Below are 21,516 nucleotides of genomic sequence, written 5' to 3'. Positions count from 1 at the left end.
TTTGAAAATTTTTAAAAGAACATAATCTGAATATAAATAATATCAGATATTATTTACTCAATAATTTAATATATTTGACTTCTTAAGTCAAGAATTACTTCTATGAAAAATTCATATTTTTTATCAAATTTTGATTTGAATATAAATATATTTATATACTATGAGATATATCTAAATTATTTAGATTAAAAATTTTAAAAATATAAATTTAATTATTGAATTATATCAATATGATTATTTTTTACATCTAATTTTATTGATTTATCTGTTAATAATTTTCCTGATAAAATCATTTTAGATAATGGATTTTCTATTTCTTGTTTTATAGCTCTTTTTAATGGTCGAGCACCATAAATAGGATCAAAACCATATTTACATAATAAAGATAATGCTTCTGTACTTATATTACTAATAATATATCCTTTTGATTCTAAACGTTGAAATAAATTTTTTAATTGAATTTGTGCAATTTGAATTAAATGATCCTTATTAAGGGGATGAAATACTACAATTTCATCTATCCTATTAATAAATTCTGGACGAAAATGATGATTAACTATATCTAATACTATATTTTTCATTTCCAAATAATTAATTTTATCAAAACGTTCTTGAATAATATCAGATCCTAAATTTGAAGTCATAATAACTACAGTATTTAGAAAATCTACTGTACGACCTTTACCATCAGTTAAACGACCATCATCTAATAATTGCAATAAAATATTAAAAATATCTACATGAGCTTTTTCAATTTCATCTAATAAAATAACAGAATAAGGACGACGTTTTACTGCTTCTGTTAAAAATCCTCCTTCTTCATAACCAAGATAGCCTGGAGGAGCACCTATTAAACGAGATACTGAATGTTTTTCCATAAATTCTGACATATCAATACGAATCATTGCATGATCACTATCAAATAAAAACATAGCTAATGTTTTACATAACTCTGTTTTTCCAACTCCAGTAGGTCCTAAAAACATAAATGAACCTATAGGTTTATTAGGATCTGCTAAACCAGTACGACTGCTACGAATAGCATTAGCAACTGATTCTACTGCTTCAATTTGACCAATAATTTTTTGATGTAAATTATGCTCTATATTTAATAATTTTGTTTTTTCACTTTCTAACATTTTAGATACAGGAATTCCTGTCCATTTTGCTAACACTTCAGCAATTTCAATATCAGTTACACGATTACGTAATAATCGTAAAGATTTATTTACAGATTGTGAAATAAGTAAAATTTCTTTTTCTAATTCAGGAATTTTTCCATATTGTAATTCAGACATTAATGCTAAATCACCAATACGTCTTGATTGTTCAAGTAAAATTTTTGTTTTTTCTAATTCTGTTTTTAAATTTTGCGCTTTTAATAAAGAATTTTTTTCTGATTTCCATTCTTTTTCAAGTTCAATATAATCTTTTTCTTTTTTAGATAAATCATTATTAATAATATTTAATCTTTTTATACTAGCTTCATCTGAATCTTTTTTTAATGCTTGTTGTTCTAATTTTAATTGAATGATTTTTCTTTCTAATCGATCTAATTCTTCTGGTTTAGAATCTATTTGTATTCTAATATTAGAAGCAGCTTCATCTATAAGATCAATAGCTTTATCTGGTAATTGACGATCTGCTATATATCTATAAGATAAATTTGCAGCAGCAACTATAGCTGGATCTGTAATTTGTACATTATGATGTAATTCATAACGTTCTTTTAATCCTCTTAAAATAGCAATAGTATCTTCTACATTTGGTTCAAATATAAATATTTTTTGAAACCGACGTTCTAGTGCTGCATCTTTTTCAATAAATTTACGATATTCATCAAGTGTAGTAGCTCCTACACAATGAAGTTCACCTCTAGCAAGAGAAGGTTTTAACATATTACTAATATCCATTGCTCCATCAATATTACCTGTTCCTACCATAGTATGTAATTCATCTATAAATAAAATTATATTACCTTTATGTTTTGAAATCTCTTTTAATAAAGATTTAAGTCTTTCTTCAAATTCACCACGATATTTTGCACCAGCTATTAATAATCCCATATCAAGTGATAAAACACGATTTTTCTTTAATCCTTCAGGTACTTCACTATTAACAATACGTTGTGCTAATCCTTCAACAATAGCTGTTTTACCTACTCCTGGTTCACCTATAAGAACAGGATTATTTTTAGTACGACGTTGAAGTACTTGAATAGTTCGACGAATTTCTTCATCACGACCAATAACAGGATCAAGTTTTCCTTTTTCAGCATATTCAGTTAAATCAATAGTAAAATTTTTTAATACTTGAGAATAATCTTCTTCAATAAAAGAATTATTCATTAATTTACTATTATCTATTTGTTCAATTGCTTTAGTAATATTTTCTTTTGTAGCACCTGCTGATTTTAAAATATCAGATAAAATTCCACTTATTTCTAATGAAGCTAAAATAAAAATTTCAGAAGAAATAACATTAACAGTACGTTGTTGTGCTATTCTATTACATAAATTAAGTATACTAATTAAATTTGGTGATAGTTGCACATCACTATTAAGTTCATTTAATTGAGGAAGAAGTTCACAAGCTTTTTCTACTGAATTGATAATCGATATGATATTAATCCCAGCAAATTGAAATAAAGAATAGACAATATTATCTTTTTGTTTTAATAAAACTGACATAATATGTATAGATTCAAGAAATTGATTCTTTTTTTTAAAAGCCATAGATTGAGCATGATCGAGAACTAATTTAAATTTATTAGTAAAACGATTTAACTGCATAATTTCTCCTAAATATTATTTTTTATTTAATTAATTTATATATTTTAAATATATAATATAAATTTATATTTCAAAAAATTTTTCTTTATAAGTTTTTAACTTTATAAGTTAAAAAATCATCTCTTAATACTGCTATTAAATTTATCATATCTTGGGGTAATGGAATATACCATTCCATTTTAACTAATGTTATAGGATGATAAAAACATAATAAAATTGCATGTAATGCTTGTCTATTAAAACTATGTAATATTTTATTACAGTATTCTGAAGAATCTTTTAAAAATTGAAATTTTTTACCATAAAGAGGATCACCTAACAAATGATGATTAATATAGGCCATATGAACACGAATCTGATGAGTACGACCAGTATCTAAACATATCCGTAATCTAGTATGAGCACGAAAATGTTCTAAAATACGATAATGAGTTATAGCTATTTTTCCCATAGGATTCACGGCCATTTTAATTCTATTATACTTATGACGAGCAATGGGTTGATTAATAGTATTTCCTGAGATTATGTTACCTATAACAATAGCTTCATATTCACGTTTAATTTTTCGTTTTTTTAATAATTCTACTAAACGAATATATGCTAGAATTGTTTTAGCTATTACCATTAAACCAGTAGTATTTTTATCTAAACGATGAACAATTCCAGCACGAGGAACTTGGGAAATTGGAGGAAAATAATGTAATAAAGCATTTAAAATAGTATTGTCATTATTTCCAGCACCTGGATGTACTACTATATTACATGGTTTATTAATAATAATTATATATTCATCTTCAAAAACAATATTTAAGAATATATTTTGTGATTTATATGATATCTTTTTTTCTATAATTATTTGTATATGAACATTTTCATTACCATATATTTTTTCTTTAGGTATTAATTTAACTTTATTATTTAATTTTACTAATCCTTTTAAAATCCAAATTTTTATCTGTGATCTTGAATATTTAGGAAATAATTTAGCTAAAGCTAAATCTAAACGTTGACCAAATTGTGATTTATTTAATATTCCAGTAAGTTGATAATATTTTATCATTATTTAGAAAATATAATTTTTTAATTTTAAAATTCATATTAATTGGAGCTAAGCGGAATCGAACCGCTAACCACTTACATGCCATGCAAGTGCTCTACCAATTGAGCTATAGCCCCATAAAAGATTTTATTATTTAACTTTAGAAACAATTAATTTTAATGCTTGCTCAATATGAGATATTGATCGTAATTTACCTAGTGTATATAAAGTAACATCAATAGCAGGAGATTTACTAAGTCCCGTAACTGCAACACGTAATTGCATACATATATTATTAATACTAATATGTAATTCATCTGCTGTTTTTTTAATTATTAATTGTATTGAAGTTGGTGTCCAATCATTAAGTATTACTAGTTTTTTATATATATGATGTAATGATTTTATAGCAATAGGACATAAATATTTTTTCACTGCATTATCATCAAATTCAATAAAATCTTTATAAAAATAACAACAATTAATTGCCATTTCTTTAAGAGTTTTGCAACGTTTATTTAAAATGTTTACTAAATCTATTAATTTAGGACCTGATTTAATATCAATACCTTGTTTATTAATATGCCAAATAAGATGTTTAGCAATATATTCTGCAGGTAATTTATTTAAATAATAATGATTCAGCCAAAGTAATTTTTTAATATTAAATATACTAGCAGACTTATTTATAGCTGTAATACTAAAAAGTTGTTTCATTTCTTCTATACTAAAAATTTCTTGATCACCATAAGACCATCCTAATCTTATTAAATAATTTATTAATGCTTCTGGTAGAAACCCATCTTCACGATATTGCATAATGCTTACGGCACCATGACGTTTAGAAAGTTTTTTTCCATCATCACCTAATATCATTGATACATGAGCATAATAAGGAATTGGTGCTCCAATAGCTTTTAAAATATTTATTTGACGTGGTGTATTATTTATATGATCTTCACCTCGAATAACATGAGTAATTTCCATATCAAAATCATCAATTACAGCACAAAAATTATAAGTATATGATCCATCAGTACGACGAATAATTAAATCATCCATTTCTTGATTTTTAACTTGAATAGTACCACGGATTAGATCATTAAAAATAATTGTTCCTGTTTGTGGATTACTAAATCGTACAACATAAGGTTCATTATCCGCATGATATTTATCATTATTTCTACAGTATCCATCATATTTAGGTTTTTCTTTTTGTATTAATTGTAATTGACGTAAATATGTTAATCTTTCTTTTGAACAATAACATTTATATGCAGTTTTTTTTAAAAGCATATCATTCATAATAAAATTATATCTATTCAAACGTTCAGTTTGAAAATAAGGACCTTCATCCCAATTTAAATTTAACCAATTCATACTATCTAAAATAGCTTCAATAGATAATTTTGTTGATCGTTCTAAGTCAGTATCTTCTATACGTAAGACAAATTTACCTTGATTTTTACAAGCAAATAACCATGAATACAAAGCAGTACGTATACTACCAATATGTAAATTACCTGTAGGACTAGGAGCAAAACGTGTTTTAATTTTCATAATTAATATTTATATTATATAATAAAGTAAAAAAAAAGTTTTTAACTAAATTAATTTCTATTTTTTAAAAAAAATTGTTGACTTATTTGAGCTTATCTTTACGATAAGAAAAATATTTCAGTAAATGACTATAGGGTGATTAGCTCAGCTGGGAGAGCACCTCCCTTACAAGGAGGGGGTCGGCGGTTCGATCCCGTCATCACCCATAATTTAATTTAACAGGGTCGTTAGCTCAGTTGGTAGAGCAGTTGACTTTTAATCAATTGGTCGCAGGTTCAAGTCCTGTACGACCCATCATTTATTTTTTACAAACTATTATTATTATAAATAATCTTGTGTATAACAAAATTATTTCAACTACTATAATAGTTATTATTATATCATGTGTATCTTAAAAAAATTTTTTATCTAAATATTTACTTTTAATTTTAAATTTCTTTACAAGATATATACATTTTATTAGATATATATAATTTTTATTTTAAATTTCATAAATCATTATTTTTAATTGTATATTCTAGACAATAACCAATATCTTTTAATTTTGGATTATGGGCAGCAGTACGTGCAATTTCATCACAACGTTCGTTTTTTAAATGACCTGAATGTCCTTTTATCCAATTCCAACGTAAATTATGAGGTTTAATAGCTATATCTAATCTTTTCCATAAATCAACGTTCTTTACTGGTTTCTTATTAGAAGTTTTCCAAGAATTTTGTTTCCAATTATTAATCCATTGAGTAATTCCTTGGCGAAGATATTGACTATCAGTAATAATTACTACTTTACATTTTTCTTTTAAAGATTCTAGTGCAATAATAGCAGCCATTAATTCCATTCTGTTATTAGTAGTTAATTGATAACCAGCACTAAAAATTTTTTTATATTTTTTATAAACAAGTTTTTTATAATAAAGTATAGCACAATAGCCGCCTGGACCAGGATTACCTAAGCACGAACCATCAGTAAAAATTTCAATTTGTTGACACATATATAATAAAATTATTTAATATTAAAAATATAATTTTGACATAAATAAATATTATGAGTACTAATATTACACGACAAATTATTTTAGATATAGAAACTACTGGAATGAATAAATTTGGTATTCCTTATCAAGGACATCGAATTATTGAAATTGGAGCAGTAGAAATTATAAATCGTCGAATTACAGGAAACTATTTTCATTCATATATAAAACCTAATTGTCCTATTGATACTGAAGCATTTAAATTACACGGTATTAGTAATAATTTTCTTAAAAACAAATGTATTTTTGCAGAAATAGCAGAAAATTTTGTAAAATTTATTTATGGTAGTGAACTAGTTATTCATAATGCTTGTTTTGATATTGGTTTTATAAATTATGAATTTAAGATGTTAAATCCTAGTATTGCTAATATTAATACATTTTGTAAAATAACAGATAGTTTGTTACTAGCAAGAAAAATATTTCCAGGAAAACGTAATAATTTAGATGCATTATGTGATCGTTATTTAATAGATAACAGTAAACGTACTCATCACAGTGCTTTAATTGATGCAAAAATATTAGCAGAAATTTTTTTATTTATGACTAGTGGTCAAATAATTATACCATTTTTACATGAAGATGAACAAGAAAAAAATCAATGTAAAAAATATATGCAAATACAAAGAGTGCATCATTCTAAAATGATAAGGAAAATTATTTATGCTAATAATGAAGAAAATTTAGCTCATGAAAAAATATTATATTTTATACAAAATAAATATGGTAAATGTTTATGGTGGATATAATTTATTTTTAAAATTTAATTAATCATAATTGATTTTAAATATCAATTAATAATTTATGAAATAAAAATATTGTCTTAATATATAAAAGTATTGACGTTAACTTATAATAAGATATATTATTAATATTAATTTTATTAATCATAAATCTGGTGCGGTAGTTCAGTTGGTAGAATACCGGCTTGTCACGCCGGGGGTCGCGGGTTCAAGTCCCGTCCGCACCGTAATAAAAATATTAACTATTTTATTGAAAAATAATTACAAAAACTAACAGTTAATATTTATATATTTTTTTCTAAAAAAACATTTTTTATAATTATATTTTAAATAATATTTAATATTTTAAAATATGAATTTATTTTTATTGATAGAAAGTATTTTTCTATTAAAATAGATAATTTGATAACAATAAAATTATTAACTTGTTTATATAGATTCTATAATTAATGTAATTATAATTACTAAAATACAAACTAATAGTGTTATTAATATCCAAAATAAATACCACATTATAAATGTTATCCGTTTTGATATTTAATTATCAAAAATAATTTGTATTATATTACATATTCTTTTTAACAAAAGAATTAAACATGTTATAATAACACCAAATAGTATAAATAAATATTATTGATAATAATATTATTGTTATAATTAACATAAATTTTAAATTTACTCTACTTGAAGTAGCATCCCATATAGTTAAACTAGAATTAGGCATTTTAATTGATGGTATTATAAAAGGGAATATAGTAATACCTAAAGTTAATATAATACATATAATAGTAAATGAAGAAAAAATAAACGCCCATTTATTACATCTTGTGTAACTAAAAATTATAGTAAATAAAGGTAATAATATACCTAATAAAGGTACTATCAATAATAGAGGATAATTATAATAATTTATCATCCATGCTCCAGCATGATATTTTACTTCTTTATGTAAAATATTAGAATGAGCAGATTGATCAATAATTGAAGTAATAGTAAAACCATCAATTTTTTTCATTAAAATTATTATTAATAAAAATATTAAAATAGTTATTAATGTTGTTAATTTTGTTATATAAGATATTTGTATCTGCGAATTATTATTAGTGTGTATTTGAAGATAAGTACTTCCTTGAGTAAGGAACATTGCTAATGTAATAATAATTACTAAGAAGTTAAATATATTAAAAAATTGTAAAACATTACCTATATAATTGATACGCATATATACATCTATATAAAATGGTATACCTTGTAATAAATTACCAAAAATAATTCCAATAATTATCGGTGAAATAAAACTGCCAATAAATATACCCCAATCACATAAATTGTTCCATTGAACATTATTTATTTTTGATCGAAATTCAAATCCAATGGAACGAAAAAATAAAGAAATTAGTAATAAAATTATATATAAATAATATCCAGAAAATATTGTAGCATATACTATAGGCCAAATAGTAAATACAATTCCAACAACAGTTATTAACCAAACTTGATTACCATCCCAATGTGGAGCAATTGTATTAATCATTATTTTTTTTTCAATATTACTATAACAATAAAAGCGTATTAACATTCCAACGCCCATATCAAATCCTTCAGTTATAGTAAATCCTATTATAAATAAACCAATTAATAGCCACCAAAAAAAACGTAATAATTCATAATTAAACATATTTTTTAAAAATTATTTCTTAAAAAATATTTTTTTATCATATATATTATTAATATTAGGTCCTAAATATATAAATTTAAATAATAGATATATTTCTATTATTAATACTAATAGATACAATATACAAATAAATATTATAGAAATAAGAATATCAGTATAAGTAAGTGTTGAATGTGCTATTGTAGTAGGTAATATTTCATTTATAGCCCATGGTTGACGACCATATTCAGCAATAAACCAACCAGACTCTATAGCAATCCATGGTAATGGAATACTATATAATAGAATATAATGTAACCAACGATGTTTACCTATAGAATTATATAATATAGTTAAAAAACATAAAAATATTAATAAGAGCATTAATAATCCACTAATAACCATTAACCGAAAAGAAAAATAAATTGGTTTTACATAAGGAATAGAATTCTTAGTTGCTTCACGAATATATTGTTCATTACATTCAATAATATTTTTAGTATAACTTTTAAGTAACAATCCATAACCTAAATTATGTTTAAAATAATTAAATTCTTTATACAAAAAAAAATCTGTATTACCAGAACGTAATTGTTCTAACAAATTATATACTTTTATTCCATTACGAATACGAATTTCATATTGTGTCATTAAATCTTTCAGACCAATAATTTGACGATTTGTAGAACGAGTAACTATAATACCTAATATATAAGGAATTCGCATAGTTACTAAATTATTCATTTGTTTGTTTTGATTAGGAAAGCTAAATAATGTAAAAGATGCTGGTGCAGATTCTGTATTCCATACAGCTTCTATAGCTGCTAGTTTTGTTTTTTGTACTTCTCCCAATTTATAACCTGATTCATCTCCTAATATAATTACTAACAATACAAATATTATACCAAACAAAGTTGCAATTATAAATGATCTGTTTGCAAAATCGATATTACGTTTATTTAAGATATAATAAGAACTAATACTAAGTATAAATATAGCTCCAGTGCAATAACTTGCAGTTATCGTATGTAAAAATTTTACTTGAGCAACTGGATTAAGAATTAGATCAATAAAACTAATTATTTCCATACGCATCGTTTCATAATTAAAATATGATGCAATAGGATTTTGCATCCATCCATTAGCAATTAAAATCCATAAAGCTGATAAATTAGAACCAAGTGCTACTAACCAAGTAACACTCAGATGCTGAATTTTTCCCAGTTGATTCCAACCAAAAAGCAATAAACCAATAAAAGTAGATTCCAAAAAAAATGCCATTAAACTTTCAATAGCTAATGGGGCACCAAATATATCACCAATATAATGAGAAAAATATGACCAATTAGTTCCAAATTGGAATTCCATAATAATTCCTGTAGCAATACCCAAAGTAAAATTAATAGCAAATAATTTTCCCCAATATTTAGTCATATCTTTATATATTTTTTTATTTAAAATAACATAAATTGTTTCCATTATAGCTATTAACAATGCCATACCAATAGTTAATGGTACAAACAAAAAATGATACATAGCTGTTAATGCAAACTGTAATCTTGATAAAAGAACAATATTAGACATAAGAACTTTTTGTACTTCTCCTTTTTACTTATTTGATATTATTTTTTATGAAAATAATGTACAGAGAATAATTACTATTAAGTAATAATGTTCATTATTATATTAAGTAGGAAGTGCTAAAGTTATTTTTTCTAAAATTTTTATTTTTTATTAAAATTAATAGCTAATTTATATTTTTAGAGGAAAAACTTTTTTAAAGTATTACCTATATCAGTGATATTACGTACAATGGTAACTCCTGCAGATTCTAAAGCTTTAAATTTTGCATTTGCTGTACCTTTTCCTCCAGCAATAATAGCTCCAGCATGACCCATATGTTTTCCTTTTGGAGCGGTTACTCCAGCAATATAACTAATTACTGGTTTATGTATATTATTTTTAATATAAAGAGCTGCTTCTTCTTCTGCATTGCCTCCAATTTCACCTATTAACAAAATAGCTTTTGTTTGTTGATCAGCTTCAAAAAGTTTTAATATATCAATAAAATTTGATCCTGTGATTGAATCTCCACCTATACCTACACAAGTAGATTGTCCCAAACCAGCTTCAGTAGTTTGTTTTACAGCTTCATAAGTTAATGTTCCCGAACGAGATACAATACCTATTAATCCAGGATTATGAATATCTTCTGGCATAATACCAATTTTACATTCTCCAGGAGTAATTATACCTGGAGAATTTGGTCCTATCATAAATATCTTACTTTTTTCTAGTTGTGCTTTTATTATTAACATATCTAAAACAGGAATACCTTCAGTAATACAAACAATTAATTCAATACCAGCATCTATTGCTTCTAAGATAGAATCTTTACAAAATGGTGCTGGAACATAAATAACAGATGTTGTTGCACAAGTTTTATTAACTGCTTCATGTACAGTATTAAAAACTGGTAATCCAAGATGTTTAGTTCCACCTTTATTTGGTGTAACTCCCCCTACTAATTTAGTACCGTAAATTAATGCTTTTTTAGAATGAAAAGTACCTTGATTACCAGTGAACCCCTGACAGATAACTTTAGTATTTTTATTAATTAATATAGACATTATTTATCCTTTACTACAGCAATAACTTGTTTAACTGCATCAATTAAATTATTAGCGGCAATAATATTTAACATACTATTAGCTAATAGCTTTATCCCTTGTGGAGCATTATTACCTTCTAAACGAACTATAACAGGAATATTAATATTTATCTTAGATAAAGCACTGATGATACCATCAGCAATTAAATCACAACGAACGATACCGCCAAAAATATTAACTAATATTGCTTTAACTTTTTTATTTAATAAAATAAGTTTAAAAGCTTCTGTTACACGTTCTTTAGTAGCTCCCCCTCCAATATCAAGGAAATTAGCTGGTTGGCCGCCATATAATTTAATTATATCCATTGTTCCCATAGCTAATCCAGCACCATTTACCATACAACCAATATTACCATCTTCTAAAGCTATATAATTTAACTGCAACTTAACAGCATTTTTTTCAGATTTTTCTTTATAACTATTATTATAAATATTACGTAATTCTGATTGACGAAATAATGCATTGTTATCAACGCTAAGTTTACTATCAAGACATATAAGATCATTATTATTAGTAATTACTAGAGGATTAATTTCTACAAGATCTAAATCTCGTTCTAAAAATAAAGTTGCTAATCCCATAAAAATTTTAATAAAATGACTAACTTGCTTGCCAGATAGTCCTAATTGAAATGCTAATTTACGACCTTGATAAAATTGTGGACCCATTAATTGATCTAATTTAATTTTATGAATTAAATGTGGAGTTTTTTCTGCTATTTGTTCAATTTCTATCCCTCCTTCAGTTGAAGCTAGAAATACTATACTAGAAATACTACGATCAATTACTACCCCTAAATATAGCTCTTTACTTATATAAGTAGCTGTTTCTACTAAAATAGAATTTACTATCTGACCTATAGTATCTGTTTGAGAAGTAATTAGTCGCTTACCCAACCATTGTTTTGCGAAACAAATTAGTTCTTCTTTAGATTTTATTACTTTCACTCCTCCAGCTTTCCCCCGACCTCCTGCATAAATTTGGCATTTTGCAATCCAATTACCAAAAATAATTTTAGAAGATAATTCTTCTACTTCAATAAGTGAATTACAAATGTAACCTATTGGGATAGGTAATCCATATTTAGTAAAAAGTTGTTTTGATTGATATTCATATAAATTCATAATATTATTTATCTTTCCATATTTATTTTGATAAGTATCAGTAGTACTGTATTATATAGATACATTATAATTCTGTATAAAATAAATTATTCAAATATAAATTTATTGTAAAAAATTTTATTTCAATAAATAATTCATGTTACTAAATTTCTAATTTTTAAGGATATTCCATTTAATAGCATTTTTATATATATAAAATTAATTTTTAAAATTATAGTTTTATATTCATTAAATTATTTATGTATATCAGTAATTATTATTAACAACTAATTTTAGTAAGAACTCAAATATGGCAGAAAAACGCAATATATTTTTAATTGGACCTATAGGTGCAGGTAAAAGCACTATTGGACGTAAATTAGCTGAACAGCTAAATTTAGAATTTTTTGATTCTGATAAAGAAATTGAGCAACGTACTGGCGCTGATTTAAGTTGGGTATTTGATGTAGAAGGAGAAGATGGATTTCGTTATCGAGAAGAAAAAGTTATTAATGAACTTACTAAAAAACAAGGTATAGTTTTAGCTACTGGAGGTGGTTCTGTAAAATCTTCAAAAATAAGTAACATATTATCTTCTCGGGGAATTGTTATTTATTTAAAAACCACTATTGATAAACAGTTATATCGTACATATCGTGATAAAAAACGTCCATTATTACAAGTAGAAAACACACAACGTGAAATATTAACAATTTTAGCTAAAGAAAGAAATCCACTTTATGAAAAAATAGCAAATATTACTATTTGTACTGATGAACAAAGTGTTTATATGGTTGCTAATAAAATTATTAATATATTAAAAAATAATTAAAAATATTTGAAATATTTAATAATAAAAATTAATTTTATTTCTCCTTCAGAATCTCATTAATATGAGTAAATTTATATGAGTAAACCTATTGTATTTAGTGGAGCACAACCATCAGGTGAATTAACTATTGGCAATTATATAGGAGCACTAAGTCAATGGGTTAATATGCAAAATGATTATAATTGTATTTATTGTATCGTTGATTTACATGCTATAACTACTCGTCAAAATATTCAGCATCTACGTAAAACAATACTAGATTTTATTGCTCTTTATCTTGCATGTGGGATAGATCCATCAAAAAGTACAATTTTTATACAATCACATGTACCTGAGCATAGCCAAATGAGTTGGTTACTTAATTGTTATACATATTTTGGTGAACTTAAAAGAATGACTCAATTTAAAGATAAATCAGCTCAATATTCTAAAAATATAAATTCTGGATTATTTAATTATCCAGTATTAATGGCAGCAGATATTTTACTTTATCAAACTAATAAAGTACCCATTGGAGAAGATCAAAAACAACATTTAGAATTAAGTCGTAATCTTGCTAAAAGGTTTAATACTTTATATGGTGATATATTTGTAATACCTGAGCCGTTTATTTCTAATAATAATATGCGAATAATGTCATTACTGAATCCTAAGAAAAAAATGTCAAAATCAGATATTAATAATCAAAATATTATTTCTCTTTTAGAAAAACCTAAATCTTTAATTAACAAATTAAAGGGAGCTATAACTGATTCAGATAATCCACCAATAATACGTTATGATCCTATAGATAAACCAGGAATATCTAATTTACTTAATATTCTTTCTAAAATTACAAATACCCCTATAACTAAATTAGAAAAAAATTTTACTGGAAAAATGTATGGTTATTTAAAAAATACAGTTACTGATGCTTTATTAGAAATGTTAACTTCATTACAAAATCGTTATTATGCTTTACGTGCTGATGAAACTTATTTAAATACCATTTTAAAAGAAGGAGCCCAAAAAGCTAAAATTCAAGCAAATTTAACTTTAACTAAAAGTTATAAAGCTATTGGTTTTATTACTGAATTATAATTTATTTTTAATATTTTAACTTTAAAAACTATTGTTTTGAATAAAATATAGATTATTATCTAAAATAATAAGTATTATATATTTATATATATAAGTTATATTAAAAATATTTAATGCCCGAACTTGGAATCGAACCAAGGACACGGGGATCTTCAATCCCCTGCTCTACCAACTGAGCTATCCGGGCAATAATAATTATTATATATATTAGAAGTTTTCAACTTTCAATAAAATTTTTTATTTTAAATAAAATATTTATTGTTAGAATTAAATATTCAGCTTAAAATAAAACTATATGATTAGTTATCATTTCAAAATTGAAATGTGAAGTTATTAAAAAATAACTTTAAAAAAGTTTTTTTTATGATAAATAAATTGATAATTATCAGTTTAAATACTCAATTATTTTCTTATATAATAACATTATTACCTAATATATCTTATGAATTAGTATCTATTACTAATAATGTAATAGGTTTCATATTTTTTTATTTACTAATTAGTAGTAGTAAATTTTTACTATCTAATTATTTTTTATCTAGTAAATGTTTAGCTATTCCTGATAATTTAACTTCTAAAATAAAAAATTACCATTAATATTAGCTATTTTAATATTAATTTCAGGTAGTATTGAATTGCTTAATAAAAACATTGGAATTAGTATTTCTCTAATAATTTTTGAATATGGAATATCAGCATTGCTAGTAACATAAAATTTAATAGTATAAAAAAAATATGTTTTACATTGAAAATTTATTCAATACTTATTATAAATATTATACATAATATGTATTACTACTATTTCAATAATTATTTTAATTTTATTATTAATAGGTTATATAGCATTCGCTCGTTTTTTAACTTATGAACTTATTTGGATAATTATAGTTTTATCTATTATTTATTTATTGAATAATTTTTTAATATATATATTTGATAATTTATTAACTCCTAATCCTATTATAGGAATGCGTATTAAATATATATTTAATTTTCATAATTGTCATTTATTATAATTAAATACTGTAAATTTAGATATTAGTAAAATATTATTAATTATATTTGGTATAATAGCATTAATTAATGGTAATTTTGGATCGATAACATTATTATCATTAATATATAATATTTTTGGTATTAAAATTGAAAATTTTCAAATTATTTATGCTAATATACTACATACTATAATTTGTTTATTTATTACAATATATATATTATGTTTAATTAAACATTGGTTAGAAACAAATTTATTAACAAAAACTATGATCAAACCTGAAATACGTATTTTTATAAAAACATTATTTATTCATATAGGATATATGTTAATACTTTTATTAATATTATCTATTTTAGGTATTCAATGGAATAATTTATCTTGGATTTTTAGTGCGTTAACAGTAGGAATTAGTTTTATTTTACAAGAAATTGTAAAAAATTATATTTCAGGAATAATTTTATTGATAGAAAAACCTATTAAAATAGGAGATTTTATTAGTATTAATGGTATAGAAGGAGATATACGTTGTATTAATGTACGTGCTACAGAAATTCAATTAGAAGATCAATCAATAGTAATAATTCCTAATTATCAGTTAATATCTCAAAATGTACGAAATGCTACTATAAATAATATTCAAGGTATAGTTACTATTGTATTAACATTTTCATTAGAAAATAATTTAGAAAAAGTATGTTTACTTTTATTAGAAATTTATAAAAAACATAAAGAAATTCAAATAACACCAATTCCTTTTATAAATTTAAATCAGTTAACTTCTTCTGGTATAGAATTAAGTATAACAGGTTTTGTTAAAAATCCACGTATAGTAAATTCTATTAAAAATGAATTAATATTTGAGATACTCAACATGATACGTTCTAATGAATTTAAATTGTTATAAACATAAATAATAAAAAAATTTTAATGAATTTTTTGGAATATAAAATATATTAATGAATAATAATTATTTTGATGAATTGTGGATGAATCAAGCTTTAAAACTAACTGAACGTGCTAAAAATAAAGGAGAAGTACCAGTAGGTGCAATATTAATATTAAATAATAGTATTATAGGAGAAGGGTGGAATAGTTCTATAGAATATAATGATCCCACAGCTCATGCTGAAATTATAGCTTTACGTCAAGGAGGACAAAGAATTGGTAATTATAGATTAATAAAAACAACCATGTATGTTACATTAGAACCATGTTTAATGTGTGTTGGGGCAATGATACATGCTAGAATTAATCGTTTAGTATTTGGTGCTTCATATAAAAAAAATAAAACAAAAGAACATCTTAAAAAAATATTTAAAGACCAATATATAAATCATAAAATAATATTAAATAGTGGTATACAAGAACAACAATGTTCATTACAACTTAGTAATTTTTTTAAAAATTGTAGAATTAATAAAAAAAAGAATTCTAAATGTTACTAATTAATATCTAATATATATTAGTGGAGCTGGCGGGATTTGAACCCGCGTCCGAAATTATTACTCCTTCAGTACTACATGCTTAGTACAGTATTTTATTTTACTTATTAGTGATTAACTGACATAATTTACTAATAAATTAGTCTGATTATATTTCACGTTTTAGTTTTCAGACAAAACTTTTAACGCTATCTCTTTAAATTTAACCTCTATATAATCAATATTAAGAGAAAATTTTTGAAATAGAGGGAATCTTCAGTTTTTTAAGCTGATTAAGCTGCTAAAGCAGATTCAAATTGCAATTGATTTGCATTTATTTTGTAAGGTTTTTTAACGAGGCAAACCTTACCTCGGCATGCACCTTAGGGTTCATTAATTTCGTCAAATCCATAAATCAGCCCCATAAAAAATTTTTTATTTTGTATTAAACTTTATAAGACGATTTTTGTCAAGTTTCCATTCTCTTTTTTTAATATCTAGACGTTTATCATGTTCTTTTTTACCTTTAGCTATTCCTATTTTTATTTTTAACCAAGATTTATTCCAATAAATAGATAAAGGAATTATTGTATAATTATTATGTTTAACTTTATTAAATAAGAATTTTAATTCATGTTTATTTAATAATAATTTACGAATTCTCATTTTATCATTTTTTATATACGAAAAAGAAAGAATTAATGGTTGAAAAATAGCACCAAAAAGGTAAGCTTCACCATTTTTTAGTATAATATAACTATTGTTAATATTAAATTTATTAGCACGTAATGCTTTAACTTCCCATCCTTGTAATGAAAGTCCAGCATTTAATTCTTTTTCAATAAAATATTTATATTTTATATTTTTATTTTGCCAAATATTAGTAATTAAACATGATTGATATTTTTTATTCATATAGTATATTTTATATTTTTGATACAATGAAAAATATATATAATATATATTGTATATATATTAATATTTAATAAATAAAAATTTTTTAAAAAATAACCTTAAAAAATTTTTTCTTTTATAAATTTCATTTATGTGCTAACACTTGAATATTATATATTTATCCCCATATACAACATCCAAACTAGCATGCTAAACCTTGGAGAAAACTCATAATGAGTGATAAAGAACAAAATACCCCCACTAATGAGCAAATCTCAAAAGAAAATAAAATAGAAGAACAAAACAAAAAACAAACAGATAATTCTAATCAAATGAATGTTTTAGATTCACGAGATAAACGTATCATAGAACTTGAGGAAGAATTAATTAAGGTTCAACAAAAAGAACATGATAATATATTACGTGCTAAAGCAGAAATTGAAAATATACGTCGACGTAGTGAACAAAATATTGAAAAAGCACATAAATTTGCATTAGAACGTTTTACTGAGGAACTATTACCTGTTATTGATAATTTAGAACGTACACTAGATATGTCAGATAAAAAAAATAGTATGTTAGCATCAATTATTGAAGGAATAGAATTAACACTAAAATCATTATTAGATACTGTAAGTAAATTTGGTCTTAATGTTGTTGGAGATTCTCCAGTACCATTTAATCCTGAGTTACATCAAGCTATGAATTTAATAGAATCTGATGAATATGAACCTAATCAAGTAATTATGATTATGCAAAAAGGGTATACTCTTAATGGACGACTTATTCGTCCTGCAATGGTAACAGTATCAAAAGCAAAACCTAAATAACAATTTTCCCGTCATTTATGACGGGAAAAATTCATAAAAATTTTATTTGATAATATTAAAAAATTCAATTTTATATAAAATATCTATTTTTTTAAAAAATAGATAATTAATAAATAATTAACAATTAATTTTAATATATTATAATATATATTAAATTATTTTAATATTTATCTATAAATTCATAATTTTTGATTTAAATAATGAAAAAAAAAATTCATAAAATTATTACAAAAATATCTACTATTCAAGAAATGTTCTTTTGGACTGTTAATCAATTTAATTCTGCACATATTTATTATGGTCATGGTACCGACAATTCTTGGGATGAAGCATTACAATTAATATTACCTAGTTTATTTTTACCATTAAATTTTCCTATAAATAAATATAATCTTATATTAACTTTTAGAGAACGTATAATTTTAGTAAATTTAGTTCTTCGTAGAATTAAAAAAAGAATTCCTGTTCCATACTTAACGCATAAGTCTTGGTTTTGTGGTTTAGAGTTTTATGTAGATAAAAGAGTATTAATTCCGCGTTCACCTATTAGTGAATTAATTAATAATCGTTTTAAAAATATATTATCTTTTTCACCTACACGTATTCTTGATATGTGTACTGGAAATGGATGTATTGCTATTGCTTGTGCGTATACTTATTTAAAAACGCATATAGATGCCGTTGATATTTCACCTAGTGTATTAAAAGTTACAAAAAAAAATATACAATTACATAAAGTTAAAAATAGAGTTAACGTTATTTGTTCAGATTTATTTTGTAATGTACCTCCAATACATTATGATTTAATTATTACTAATCCTCCATATGTAAATAAAAATGATATAAATTCTATGCCTAAAGAATTCCATGCTGAACCTAAATTAGGATTAATAGCTGGTAATGATGGTCTTAAATTTGTAAAACGTATTTTAGCTTGTGCTTTTAAATATCTTTCAGAAGAAGGCATTCTAATTTGTGAAGTAGGTAATAGTATGAAACAATTAATAAAAAAATATCCACAAATACCATTTAAATGGTTAAAACTTAATCATGGAGGTATAGGTATTTTTATGTTAACTTGGAAACAATTAATTAGATATAAAAATTTTTTTTAATTATTTTATAATTAAATATAGATGATTTTTAATATCTTTAAAGCAGATAGATTTTTATAAAAAAAAATTGATTTTTATATCAAATAAATTTTTATAAATAAAATTTATATCAGAAATTTATTTCTTTATTAAAAAATTTAAATATCTACTAAAATTAGAGAATTTATATTCCATATAAATCATATATCATATTATATAATTTTAAATATAACATATTTAATAAAAATTTCAATAATATTATTATATTAATAATAGGTATTAAATGAAACGTGTTGTAATTACTGGTTTAGGAATTTTATCTAGTATTGGTAATAAAAAACAAGAAATATTATCATCATTAAAAAATGGACAATCTGGAATTACTTTTTCTCAAGAATTTAAAAATTCAGGTATGCGTAGTTATGTGTGGGGAAATATTAAAATTGATATTAAAGGATTAATTAATAAAAAAATAGCACGGTTTATGAATGATGCTTCTATTTATGCTTTTTTAGCTATGGAACAAGCTATTATTGATTCTAAATTAACTTCTAAAATGGTATCTAATAATCGTACTGGATTAATAGTAGGATCGAGTAGTGGTTCTTCGTATAATCAATTTATTGGTACTAGTAATATGCTTACACGTGGAATACGTAGTGTAGGACCTTATATGGTAACTAAATCCATGACTTCTGGAATATCTGCATGTTTAGCAACATTTTTTAAAATACGAGGTATTAATTATTCTATTAATTCAGCTTGTTGTACTTCTGCACATTGTATAGGTAATGCTATGGAAATTATTCAATTTGGTAAACAAGATATAATATTTGCTGGAGGTGGTGAAGAATTATGTTGGGAAATAGCTTGTAAATTCGATGCTATGGGGGTGTTATCTACTCATTATAATGAAACTCCATCAAAAGCATCGCGTACTTATGATATTAATCGTGATGGTTTTGTTATTTCTGGAGGAAGTGGGATTCTAGTAATAGAAGAATTAGAACATGCGTTAAAACGTGGAGCTTATATTTATGCTGAAATTATCGGTTATGGTGCTACTTCTGACGGAGTCAATATAGTAACCCCTTCTGGAGAAGGAGCTATTCGTTGTATGAAAATGGCATTAAAAACTGTTGATACATCAATAGATTATCTTAACGTTCATGGAACTTCTACTTTAATTGGAGATATTAAAGAATTGTGGGCTATACGTAAAACTTTTGGTAAATACCAACCAGCATTTTCTTCAACTAAAGCTATGACTGGACATTCTTTAGGAGTTTCAGGTGTACATGAAATTATATTTACATTATTAATGTTAGAACATAATTTTATAGCTCCTAGTATAAATATAGAAAATTTAGATCCACAAGCAAAAAATATGAACATAATTACGAAAATCAAAAAAAAAAAATTACTCACTGTTATGAGTAATAATTTTGGTTTTGGTGGAACCAATACAACAATCATCATGAGGAAATATAAATAAAGTATCTAATATATTAAAATTATTTAAATAAATAATAGAGGTTTCAAATATATGAAATATATTATAATTAATATTATTAGTATAGGATTAATTTTAATGATTTTTTATCGATAAAATTTATTTTAAAATAAAATAACTGATATTTTATTTATATTTCAAATTTTATGGCCCTTGCTGGATTTGAACCAGCGACCAAGCGATTATGAGTCGCCTGCTCTAACCACTGAGCTAAAGGGCCTCAAAATATTATTATATAAATAATTAAAAAAA

At 24.0% G+C, this 21,516-nt stretch carries 17 protein-coding genes, 6 tRNA genes and 1 other RNA gene; 11 read left to right on the top strand and 13 right to left on the bottom strand.

Annotated elements, in window-relative coordinates; all coding sequences use genetic code 11:
- Positions 1 to 212: 212 nt before the first annotated feature.
- The 4 genes from clpB to gltX all read right to left on the bottom strand — a co-directional run bounded on the left by clpB (position 213) and on the right by gltX (position 5,391).
- Positions 213 to 2,792 carry an ATP-dependent chaperone ClpB gene (clpB, locus tag A4A67_RS00855; protein ID WP_067569321.1) on the bottom strand — a complete coding sequence of 860 codons (2,580 nt, stop codon included), beginning with the start codon at positions 2,790 to 2,792 and terminating at the stop codon, positions 213 to 215.
- Positions 2,793 to 2,877: 85 nt separating this feature from the next.
- Entirely contained in the window at positions 2,878 to 3,852 is a 975-nt protein-coding gene (gene rluD / locus A4A67_RS00850; RefSeq protein ID WP_067569318.1) for a 23S rRNA pseudouridine(1911/1915/1917) synthase RluD, read from the bottom strand.
- Positions 3,853 to 3,895: 43 nt separating this feature from the next.
- Positions 3,896 to 3,968 (bottom strand) — tRNA-Ala (locus A4A67_RS00845).
- 13 nt (positions 3,969 to 3,981) lie between these two features.
- Positions 3,982 to 5,391 carry a glutamate--tRNA ligase gene (gene gltX, locus A4A67_RS00840; RefSeq protein ID WP_067569315.1) on the bottom strand — a complete coding sequence of 470 codons (1,410 nt, stop codon included), beginning with the start codon at positions 5,389 to 5,391 and terminating at the stop codon, positions 3,982 to 3,984.
- 133 nt (positions 5,392 to 5,524) lie between these two features.
- Between gltX and A4A67_RS00835 the strand changes: the two genes are divergently transcribed.
- Both A4A67_RS00835 and A4A67_RS00830 read left to right on the top strand, forming a co-directional pair.
- Positions 5,525 to 5,597, top strand: a tRNA-Val gene (locus A4A67_RS00835).
- A gap of 15 nt (positions 5,598 to 5,612) precedes the next feature.
- Positions 5,613 to 5,685, top strand: a tRNA-Lys gene (locus A4A67_RS00830).
- Between the two features lie 194 nt (positions 5,686 to 5,879).
- Here the strand turns inward: A4A67_RS00830 and rnhA are convergent.
- The gene (gene rnhA / locus A4A67_RS00825) at positions 5,880 to 6,383 is read right to left on the bottom strand and encodes a ribonuclease HI (protein WP_067569312.1); all 504 of its coding nucleotides are present in this window, start codon (positions 6,381 to 6,383) and stop codon (positions 5,880 to 5,882) included.
- A gap of 53 nt (positions 6,384 to 6,436) precedes the next feature.
- Between rnhA and dnaQ the strand changes: the two genes are divergently transcribed.
- Together dnaQ and A4A67_RS00815 are read left to right on the top strand one after the other, a co-directional pair.
- The gene (gene dnaQ / locus A4A67_RS00820; protein WP_067569309.1) at positions 6,437 to 7,174 is read left to right on the top strand and encodes a DNA polymerase III subunit epsilon; all 738 of its coding nucleotides are present in this window, start codon (positions 6,437 to 6,439) and stop codon (positions 7,172 to 7,174) included.
- A gap of 148 nt (positions 7,175 to 7,322) precedes the next feature.
- Positions 7,323 to 7,395: transfer RNA gene (locus tag A4A67_RS00815), tRNA-Asp, on the top strand.
- 338 nt (positions 7,396 to 7,733) lie between these two features.
- On the opposite strand, the gene cydB is transcribed toward A4A67_RS00815, so the two are convergent.
- The 4 genes from cydB to sucC all read right to left on the bottom strand — a co-directional run bounded on the left by cydB (position 7,734) and on the right by sucC (position 12,624).
- Complete coding sequence (gene cydB, locus A4A67_RS00810) at positions 7,734 to 8,846, bottom strand: cytochrome d ubiquinol oxidase subunit II (RefSeq protein ID WP_067569306.1); 1,113 nt, start codon at positions 8,844 to 8,846, stop codon at positions 7,734 to 7,736.
- Between the two features lie 12 nt (positions 8,847 to 8,858).
- Complete coding sequence (locus tag A4A67_RS00805) at positions 8,859 to 10,409, bottom strand: cytochrome ubiquinol oxidase subunit I (protein WP_067569303.1); 1,551 nt, start codon at positions 10,407 to 10,409, stop codon at positions 8,859 to 8,861.
- A 176-nt stretch (positions 10,410 to 10,585) separates the two neighbouring features.
- Positions 10,586 to 11,455 carry a succinate--CoA ligase subunit alpha gene (gene sucD / locus A4A67_RS00800; RefSeq protein WP_067569300.1) on the bottom strand — a complete coding sequence of 290 codons (870 nt, stop codon included), beginning with the start codon at positions 11,453 to 11,455 and terminating at the stop codon, positions 10,586 to 10,588.
- Positions 11,455 to 12,624, bottom strand: coding sequence for an ADP-forming succinate--CoA ligase subunit beta (gene sucC, locus A4A67_RS00795; protein ID WP_067569297.1), 1,170 nt, complete (start codon positions 12,622 to 12,624; stop codon positions 11,455 to 11,457). The genes sucD and sucC overlap by 1 nt, the downstream gene beginning before the upstream one ends.
- A 289-nt stretch (positions 12,625 to 12,913) precedes the next feature.
- Here sucC and aroK point away from each other — a divergent pair, with 289 nt between their 5' ends.
- The gene (gene aroK, locus A4A67_RS00790) at positions 12,914 to 13,435 is read left to right on the top strand and encodes a shikimate kinase AroK (RefSeq protein WP_067569294.1); all 522 of its coding nucleotides are present in this window, start codon (positions 12,914 to 12,916) and stop codon (positions 13,433 to 13,435) included.
- Positions 13,436 to 13,510: 75 nt separating this feature from the next.
- The gene (gene trpS, locus A4A67_RS00785) at positions 13,511 to 14,515 is read left to right on the top strand and encodes a tryptophan--tRNA ligase (RefSeq protein ID WP_067569291.1); all 1,005 of its coding nucleotides are present in this window, start codon (positions 13,511 to 13,513) and stop codon (positions 14,513 to 14,515) included.
- Positions 14,516 to 14,629: 114 nt separating this feature from the next.
- On the opposite strand, the gene A4A67_RS00780 is transcribed toward trpS, so the two are convergent.
- Positions 14,630 to 14,702, bottom strand: a tRNA-Phe gene (locus A4A67_RS00780).
- Between the two features lie 1,075 nt (positions 14,703 to 15,777).
- On the opposite strand from A4A67_RS00780, the gene A4A67_RS00770 reads away from it, so the two are divergent.
- Complete coding sequence (locus A4A67_RS00770) at positions 15,778 to 16,416, top strand: mechanosensitive ion channel family protein (protein WP_067569286.1); 639 nt, start codon at positions 15,778 to 15,780, stop codon at positions 16,414 to 16,416.
- Positions 16,417 to 16,468: 52 nt separating this feature from the next.
- Positions 16,469 to 16,957 (top strand): tRNA adenosine(34) deaminase TadA, encoded by a 489-nt coding sequence (gene tadA / locus A4A67_RS00765; protein ID WP_067569283.1) that lies wholly within the window; start codon positions 16,469 to 16,471, stop codon positions 16,955 to 16,957.
- Positions 16,958 to 16,975: 18 nt separating this feature from the next.
- Here tadA and ssrA read toward each other — a convergent pair.
- Both ssrA and smpB read right to left on the bottom strand, forming a co-directional pair.
- Positions 16,976 to 17,356, bottom strand: a transfer-messenger RNA (tmRNA) gene (gene ssrA / locus A4A67_RS00760).
- Between the two features lie 12 nt (positions 17,357 to 17,368).
- On the bottom strand, positions 17,369 to 17,848 hold the full coding sequence (smpB, locus tag A4A67_RS00755) for an SsrA-binding protein SmpB (protein WP_067569280.1): 480 nt from the start codon (positions 17,846 to 17,848) through the stop codon (positions 17,369 to 17,371).
- Between the two features lie 212 nt (positions 17,849 to 18,060).
- On the opposite strand from smpB, the gene grpE reads away from it, so the two are divergent.
- The 3 genes from grpE (at position 18,061) to fabB (ending at position 21,246) form a co-directional block, all read left to right on the top strand.
- A complete protein-coding gene (gene grpE, locus A4A67_RS00750; RefSeq protein ID WP_067569277.1) occupies positions 18,061 to 18,657 on the top strand; it encodes a nucleotide exchange factor GrpE in 597 nt (198 codons plus the stop codon).
- Between the two features lie 197 nt (positions 18,658 to 18,854).
- Positions 18,855 to 19,772, top strand: coding sequence for a 50S ribosomal protein L3 N(5)-glutamine methyltransferase (prmB, locus tag A4A67_RS00745; RefSeq protein WP_067569274.1), 918 nt, complete (start codon positions 18,855 to 18,857; stop codon positions 19,770 to 19,772).
- 262 nt (positions 19,773 to 20,034) lie between these two features.
- Positions 20,035 to 21,246, top strand: a complete 1,212-nt coding sequence (fabB, locus tag A4A67_RS00740) for a beta-ketoacyl-ACP synthase I (protein ID WP_067569271.1) — start codon at positions 20,035 to 20,037, stop codon at positions 21,244 to 21,246.
- Between the two features lie 165 nt (positions 21,247 to 21,411).
- On the opposite strand, the gene A4A67_RS00735 is transcribed toward fabB, so the two are convergent.
- Positions 21,412 to 21,484: transfer RNA gene (locus tag A4A67_RS00735), tRNA-Ile, on the bottom strand.
- Positions 21,485 to 21,516: the final 32 nt, after the last annotated feature.

Origin of the sequence: Candidatus Mikella endobia (assembly GCF_900048045.1) — a bacterium.
In the GTDB taxonomy this organism is placed as follows: domain Bacteria; phylum Pseudomonadota; class Gammaproteobacteria; order Enterobacterales; family Enterobacteriaceae; genus Mikella; species Mikella endobia.
This window is presented reverse-complemented; position numbering and strand designations above follow the sequence as displayed.